At 31.9% G+C, this 7,483-nt stretch carries 5 protein-coding genes and 1 pseudogene; 1 reads left to right on the forward strand and 5 read right to left on the reverse strand.

What is annotated here, in order from left to right; translation table 11 throughout:
• Window positions 1-412 precede the first annotated feature (412 nt).
• From ACQKN2_RS24745 to ACQKN2_RS24760, 4 genes are read right to left on the reverse strand one after another with little or no spacing between them, the layout of a single operon-like run.
• Window positions 413-1,249: a tyrosine-type recombinase/integrase gene (locus ACQKN2_RS24745; protein WP_427417286.1), complete on the reverse strand. Its 837-nt coding sequence runs from the start codon at window positions 1,247-1,249 to the stop codon at window positions 413-415.
• Between the two features lie 15 nt (window positions 1,250-1,264).
• Window positions 1,265-3,160 (reverse strand): tyrosine-type recombinase/integrase, encoded by a 1,896-nt coding sequence (locus ACQKN2_RS24750; RefSeq protein WP_427417287.1) that lies wholly within the window; start codon window positions 3,158-3,160, stop codon window positions 1,265-1,267.
• Between the two features lie 17 nt (window positions 3,161-3,177).
• On the reverse strand, window positions 3,178-4,011 hold the full coding sequence (gene xerA, locus ACQKN2_RS24755; protein ID WP_427417288.1) for a site-specific tyrosine recombinase/integron integrase: 834 nt from the start codon (window positions 4,009-4,011) through the stop codon (window positions 3,178-3,180).
• Window positions 4,012-4,016: 5 nt separating this feature from the next.
• A complete protein-coding gene (locus tag ACQKN2_RS24760) occupies window positions 4,017-4,910 on the reverse strand; it encodes a tyrosine-type recombinase/integrase (protein WP_427417289.1) in 894 nt (297 codons plus the stop codon).
• A 159-nt stretch (window positions 4,911-5,069) separates the two neighbouring features.
• Here ACQKN2_RS24760 and ACQKN2_RS24765 point away from each other — a divergent pair.
• A pseudogene (locus ACQKN2_RS24765) lies at window positions 5,070-5,247 on the forward strand (ATP-binding protein); the annotation flags it as partial.
• 403 nt (window positions 5,248-5,650) lie between these two features.
• Here ACQKN2_RS24765 and ACQKN2_RS24770 read toward each other — a convergent pair.
• Window positions 5,651-7,483: Ig-like domain-containing protein (locus ACQKN2_RS24770; protein WP_427417290.1), on the reverse strand; the 1,833-nt coding region annotated here is incomplete at its 5' end.

The raw sequence follows: 7,483 nt of genomic DNA on the forward strand, positions 1-7,483 counted from the left end.
ACCTGATTTTAAAGAGTAGTTTGCTTTATCAGTTGCTGTTTCTTTATCAACTTTACCGTCAAACGCTACTACTACTTCTTTAAGGTTAGTTGCAGTTTCAGTTTGAATAAGAAAATAAAAAAACAAACCCAATCTCAATCATATCAAGGGTTTGAGCTTATTATATCAGTGTTAACAATTCAGGTTAATTACAATATTATGAGTTTTTTGGGGCATGAACGACTAGATACAACCCTTATTTAGAATATTGGCCAAGAGCCACATGGAAGTCATCCTTGAAAAAATATATTTATGATTATTTAAAGAGTAAATAAATTTAAAAATAATCTTCAAAATATATCTAACAAAACACGAAATAGAAGTACTGTATTTTACCACAAAAAAACAGGATGTGACAATCCTCTATAGATTGTCACATCCAATTATCATAAATTTCTTTTCTAGCTTGATTATATAATTTAGCATACAACTGGGTTGAATGAGTGGTCTCGTGTCCTAGTAGCTGCTGAATACTTTCAAGAGGCATCCCTCTTTCGGCAAGGTGAGCAGCAAAGGTATGTCTCAACATATGAGGGGTTACCCTAAATCCCAGATGTTTAGAATAGGAACGAAAGAGAGCAGTAATTTTCTGAACATAAATCTTATTTGTCCCCTGTTGGTTGATAAAAACATAAGGTAATTGGTCAGTTCGACTATTCAAATATTCGTACAAATATTGAGCACAACCAAGATTGAATAATACAATCCTACTTTTTTTTCCTTTTCCCTCTGAAATAAGAATACTTCGTTCAGACCAGTTGATATCTTCTTTTTTCATTTTTATCAGTTCGCTAATTCTTACCCCTGTTGCATAAAGCACTTCAATAATTGTCCTCTCATAAAGTCTTCCTTCCACAAGCGCTAATAGACTTGAGATTTGTTTTTTTGTTAAATAACGAGGCATTGTTTCCATAATCTTTGGGATTGGTATTTCCTTAACAGGATTCTTAGTAAGAACCCCTTCTTCTATACAGTATTGATAAAAGGTTTTTAATCCTATCAATTTTTTATTTATTGAATTACGTTTATATCCGTTTTCTTCTAATGTTATTAACCAGTTTCGTATATCCTTTTTAGTAATAATATCGAATGACTTTTCCATATTATCTTGCATTTGTCTTACTGTCTGTTGATAATCGCTTATTGTACTAGGAGCCAATCGAAACTCATAATCCACCTTGAATTTTTCGATATATTTACTTTTTTCCATACTTTCCGCATCATCCTATCCCTTAAATTTTCGATATAGATTAATAAGCTTCCAATTCGGTAGACAAGCGTAGATTTTCGTCGTTTGAAGTTGTTTATGTCCTAATTCATCTGCTATAAAAGAAAGATCAGCTCCTTTTGTCAATAATTCTGTTGCAAACGTATGCCGCAGACGGTGGGGATATAAAGGTTTCTCAATCTCTGCTTCTTTTCCAATCTCCTCTACAATTTGTTGCATTCTCCTAACACTCAGTCTAGTTCCCCATTCAGAGACAAAAAGTGCAGGATGTTCAATTTCATAAGACTCCAGTAATCGTTCTAACAAAATAGCACATTTTTCAGAAAAGTGAACCTCCCGAATTTTCTTTCCTTTTCCCAATACATGAGCTATTCTATTTTCTAAATCTATATCACTTTTATTTAACATGTTAACTTCACTGATTCGACAACCCGATGTAAGAAGCAGTTCTACGATAACCCTGTTTCTAAGCCCCTTTTGCTTTTCGCATATCTGCCGAATTTTCGCAATTTCTCCTTTTTCCAAATACTTTGGAACTGATTTCGGTAATCGTGGAAACCATCTTGTCTTGATGGGCGACTTCATCATATAACCCTCATCCACACAGAATTTATAAAATGATGAGAGAACTATTAAGCGTTTTTTAATTGTTCCTTCTTCTAATCCCTTTTGATGAGGAATAAACCACTCTCGAATTTCCTCTGAAGTCAGAGAAAAACAATTTTCACACTTATCTTTAAAAAATTTGTTAAGAAAAAACCGATATTGGTAAATAGTTCCTGAACTTAAGTTTTCCAATTTCATGCTTAGTAGATATTCATTAATTATCACTCTGTTCTCATTGTTTGCAAATGAATTACTTATCTCCCAATATTTATTATCCTTTCCTTTCTCCCGTTTATATGTGATTGGTGACTTCTCTAAATAATCCTTCCTGACGCAAAATGCATAAAAAGAACGGAAGATACTCATATAGTTACCTACGGTTGTCTCTTTTGCTCTTTTTTTATATATCTGAATCCACTGTTGAAAATCATTATTTTTAAGAAGAGAGAAATGGATATTTGTAGCTCTAAAATATGCTTGTAAAATAAATCTATATTCTTCAATGGTGCGATGGCTCTTATTTCTTTCTTTTAGGTTAAGCAAATACTCATTAATTACTTTTTGATTTTCAGTGTTGGGTAACCGAATCTGTATTATGCTATCCTTTTCTGAATAGTTCCTAACTTTCCTTTTGTTTCTTAATGGCGGATTTTCTATAGTCCCTTCCTCCCAACAAAAGTCGTAGAAGGTTCTAAGTGCACTTAGAATTGCACTTATTGTTTTATCACTCCAGATATCCCCATTTTTTATAAGCCACTTTTCAATCTCCTCTAAAGTAATAAAAGAAAATGATTTATCAAAATCCTTGAAAAAATGTTGTAAAAATATTCTTTTACAAATAATGGTCCTCTTACTTCTTTCTAGATTCTTTAAATTAACCAAAAATTTATTGATTACATATTGGTTCTCTTGATTAGGTAAAGTTAACTTTAACTCCCAGTACCTTTCAGGGCAAGACAACGATTTTTCATTATCTTGGAGTGGAGATACCTCAATAAACTTTTCCGTTGCACAAAAGTAATAGAAGGCGCGTAAGATTGCTAAATAATTTCTAATTGTTATTTCTTTACGTCCAGTTTGTTGTTCAGTAAGCCAATGTTGAATATCGTTTGAGGTTATAAAATTATATGGTTTCTTTTTTTTCCTAAAAAATAGCTTTAATATATTACGTTGTCTTATGATGGTTTGCTTGCTTCTATTTTTCTTTTTCAAGCTTAGTAAAAATAAATTTACTATTTCCGTATTTTCCGAGTTAGATAATTCTTTCTCTAATACCCAATACTTCATGGACTTTCTCTCCCATTCTATGTTTGGAATTGATCATATTGTTTTTTTCTTGCGTGATTCATTAATCTAGTATAAATTCTTGTACTATTGATATTGGCATGCCCCAGCAAATCTTGAATATAGATAAATTCCATTCCCTTTTCTGCTAAATGTGCCGCAAAGGTGTGTCTTAAAGTGTGAGGAGTGACTTTGAATCCTAGTTCTTTTGAATAATTCCTAAATAACAGTTGTACTAAATCACAACTAATATGTTGACCTCTAGGACTAGAAAACAAAAAATCACTATTCTCGTACCGCACATTCATATAACTTTTCATACGTACAGCACATTCATGACTGAATAAAACAAAACGTTCTTTATTTCCTTTGCCCTTACGAATCCATATTTGGCGGGTATCCCACTTTATATCTTCTAGTTTAATATTCAATAATTCACTAATTCTTACCCCAGTTGCATATAAGACTTCTACAATTGCTCGTTCTCTTAAATTGTCTTTGGTTAACTCCTGAAGTAATGCTAATTGACGTTTGTTTAAATAGTAAGGAAGTGAGTCTTCACTTTTTGGGGTTTTTACCTTCTTAGTGGGATTATGATTAATCTTATTTTCTTCGATACAATATTGATAAAACGATTTTAATGCAGTTAATTTCAGTTGAATACTACGTATTTTCAACCCTTTTTCACTTAGAGTTGCCAGCCAAATACGTATATCCTTTGCCTTTACTTCATCATAGTTTTTTTCACTCTCCGAAAAAAATTGAGAGAGTGAAATTTTATAAGATCGAATTGTTTCTGAGCTGAACTGATTACAATTATCATCATAGAAGGCTTGTAAGACTTCCTGATTCAAAGAAATCACCCCATTATATTCTGATATTTTAATCTCTTATCTTCCGATGGTATTTGTGCATAGATACGTGTTGTATTCAAATCGGCATGTCCCATTTCATCCGCTATAAACTGAAGGTCTGCTCCTCTTGCCAACAAATTGGTGGCAAATGTATGTCTACAACAATGAGGATGGAAATTTTTTTTAAGGTCCGCTTGTTTCCCCACTTTTTTTAGAACCCCTCGTATTCCACCACTTAAAAGACGTTCTCCAAATTTATTCATGAATAATGGCTCTTTTGGGTTATAAGAGCGAGCATGTAAATAATCTTGTAATGCTAATGCACACTCTATAGAAAAATGGATAGTTCTTATTTTATTACCTTTTCCTATTACTTTTGCTGTACGTTTATCCATATTAATATCTTCAATATTTAACGCTGACATTTCTGAGACACGGCAACCCGAAGTAAGAAGAAATAAAATAATAGCTCTATCACGAATTGGTAATTGTTCAGAGATAAGTTTAATACGAGAAAACTCATACTCATCTAGATAATTAGGGAGAGATTTTGGTAATTGAGGTCTCCAACGTTTTTTTATTATCATTCTTTCTATATATTCTTCATCAAAACAAAATTGAAAAAAGGAAGATAGTGTTGCAAGTACAAGCGCTATTGTATTTGGTTTTTTATCTACTGAAAATTCATTGATCCATTCTCTAACATCTTCTGAGGTCATATCCATCAAGGGAACCTTACATTCACGTAGGAAGCGTTCCAGTATCCATTTATATTTAGTTATAGTTGCAACTGCTTTATTTTCTAACTTTAAACACAGAAGATACTCATTCAATATCGTTTTAGTTTTTGATGAGATACAAATATCAGTACTCTTCCAATATTCATCTATAATTTTCATTATCTCACCACCAATCTAATAGAAATGATTTTTTATAATTAAAAATAGCATTACCATATTTCATTGAAATTATTCTAAAGTATAAGTCGTTTCAGATCTAGATTAACTAGAGTTCAAAAAAATATTGGTTATGGCAAACTAAAAATGTACCATTCGGACGTGAATTCGATGTGTTATGAAAAGCGTAGCATCATTATTACGACTAATCTTCAATTTGGTTAATAGAATCATGTATTTGGGAATCAAATTCTAACAGAGGCGGTAATCAATCGCTTAATCCTCCGTCATATTTACTCGAGAAAGCTATCGTTACCGTAATTCTAGTATTCGAAAATAAGTAATAGTGTTGGCAAGTGGCAACAAAATTAATGACCATTTACTACATTTTTTAATTGCCAAATGCATTCTTGATAGTAATGTAATGACAGTAAGAAAAAAACGATATACAAGCTTAGCAAAATTAATAAATGCTACAGAATTATCTAAGCTACAACGTCTTGTCTATACGTATATAACGAAAAGGCCATCACAATTAAGTGATGGCCTCTACTTTTGGACTTATTAAGTTATGATATATTTTTCAAAGTCAATTATATGCATATCTATCTAATATTTTTCTAGCTTGAATCTTGGAATTACGCAATAGTGAATATTTATAATGTAGAAAAAAGGTTCTGTAGAGAATAACTCTCTACAGAACCTTTCTATTAAGAAATGATATTCAAATTTCTTTTTAATTATTATTTGAAATTAATTACAGCATTGTCTGTAGGAAGATTACCAGTAACTTTATCTTTAAGATTAGCTTTAGAAATAGTAATCGTTCCAGTTGTGTTAAAAGTTGCAATTTCAGCAGGTACAAAGTTAGCTTCAGCTGTTACAGTAACAACTGTTTTTCCAGCAGCTGTAGTTGTAGCTACAGTAAATCCTTCATCTGCAGTTCCAGGACCGAAAACACCTGCGAACTCTGTTACAAGATTAGCAGTAACACTTGGATCAATTTCAGTACTGAAATTAAATACTAATGTTTCACCAGCTTCAATCTTAGTAGTATCAGCATTTTTATATGTTCCAGTAACTGTTGCTGTCACAGCAGTTGAAGCACCAAAATCAATTTTGTTTGCAGATTCACGAGTTTTTTCACCAGCAATGAAGTTTTTAGCTGCAGACATATCAGAAATATATTTAGCATTATCTACTACATCAACTAAGTAAACAGAACCACCTTCTGTAGAATCTACTGCTTTAATAGTAATTAAAATACCTTTTCCATCAGGAGAAACTTCCGCAGTATAATCAGTACCTGCAGTTAGTTCTTTTGTATCACTGTGACGAACAACTTTAAAATCATTTGCAGCTGTCTCTTTAGAAGCACCATTAAGTGTAAGTTCTTCAGTAAATGGAACTAAAATTGTTTTATCAGCTTGATTTGTTACATAATTAGCGTCTCCATCCACTTCAGGAGCAACCTTATCCAATAGATTACCAGCTACTGTTTTTGTTGGCGCTTTGATTACATCAGAACCTGTAAATGAATCACCAGCTAAAGTAACTAATTTAGCAAAATTCACATCTAATCCGAAATTAGAAGCGTCAGCATTAATTTCTTTATCAAATTTCACTTTAACAGTTGAAGTACCGTTTGCTTCAATTGAAGAAATTGTATTTGTGCTACCTGCAGCTAAAGTAATACCGCCAGCTTTTACATCTTCGATACCAGCATTAAATTTGATTTCAACAGTTTTTCTATCAACTAATGCAGCAGAATATTTCGCACTACCAATTGTTTTATATTCGCCAAGTGCTAAACTTGAATTATCTTTTGTGAAATCGATATGGTTAGCACCTTTATTTTCAGAAAACTCTTTTAACACATTACCTGCAACGTCTTTAACTGAAAGAACTCGTAATTGTTTGATAATTGCTTTACCTGTGATATTATCTTTTCCAAATTCAACAGTTTCATTACTAATCTTTTCAGCGAATGTAATAGCTACAGTAGTTCCATCATGTAAAATGTCGATGTTAGCAATATCGCTGTTTAATGAACGTAATTGTCCATTAATATCTACAAGATAGTTAGAGTAGTTAGATAATGTTTCAACATCCATTTTTTCAGAGAATTTAATAACTACTCGTCTTTGAGATGTGTTCCATGATGATGAATCCATTTTAGGAGCTACTCTGTCAGCATTTTCAATAGCTTCTTTATAATCTAACATTGTATTCTCTAATTTTGTATTATCTTTTACATTCTTAACTTCTAATGTGTTTTTACCATCTGATAACTCTTTATATAGAGTTACTGTTACAGTTTTCTTATCATTAGATAATACTGCTTCTTTAACAGAAATTACTTTTCCGTCTTTATCAAGAACAGTATAGTTGTTTTTGTTTCCAGCTGAAGTACCTAATGTTTTAGAGAAAGTAATAGCTAAAGTTGTTGCATTTTTCACTTCTACTTTCTTAACTTCTGGGCGAGTTTGATCAACTTGTGGTGAAACAACTACTTTTGTATCTGCTGCAATTGTATTACCAGAGTAATCTTTTACACCTTCAACATAAGTTGTTAC

Source organism: Lysinibacillus sp. NPDC093688 (assembly GCF_050280145.1).
Classification (GTDB): Bacteria; Bacillota; Bacilli; order Bacillales_A; family Planococcaceae; genus Lysinibacillus; species Lysinibacillus xylanilyticus_B.

Excerpts from the sequence above, each read along its gene's own strand:
- ACQKN2_RS24745 (WP_427417286.1), bottom strand. The coding sequence starts at position 1,249 with ATGGAAAAAAGTAAATATATCGAAAAATTCAAGGTGGATTATGAGTTT.
- ACQKN2_RS24750 (WP_427417287.1), bottom strand. The coding sequence starts at position 3,160 with ATGAAGTATTGGGTATTAGAGAAAGAATTATCTAACTCGGAAAATACG.
- ACQKN2_RS24760 (WP_427417289.1), bottom strand. The coding sequence starts at position 4,910 with ATGAAAATTATAGATGAATATTGGAAGAGTACTGATATTTGTATCTCA.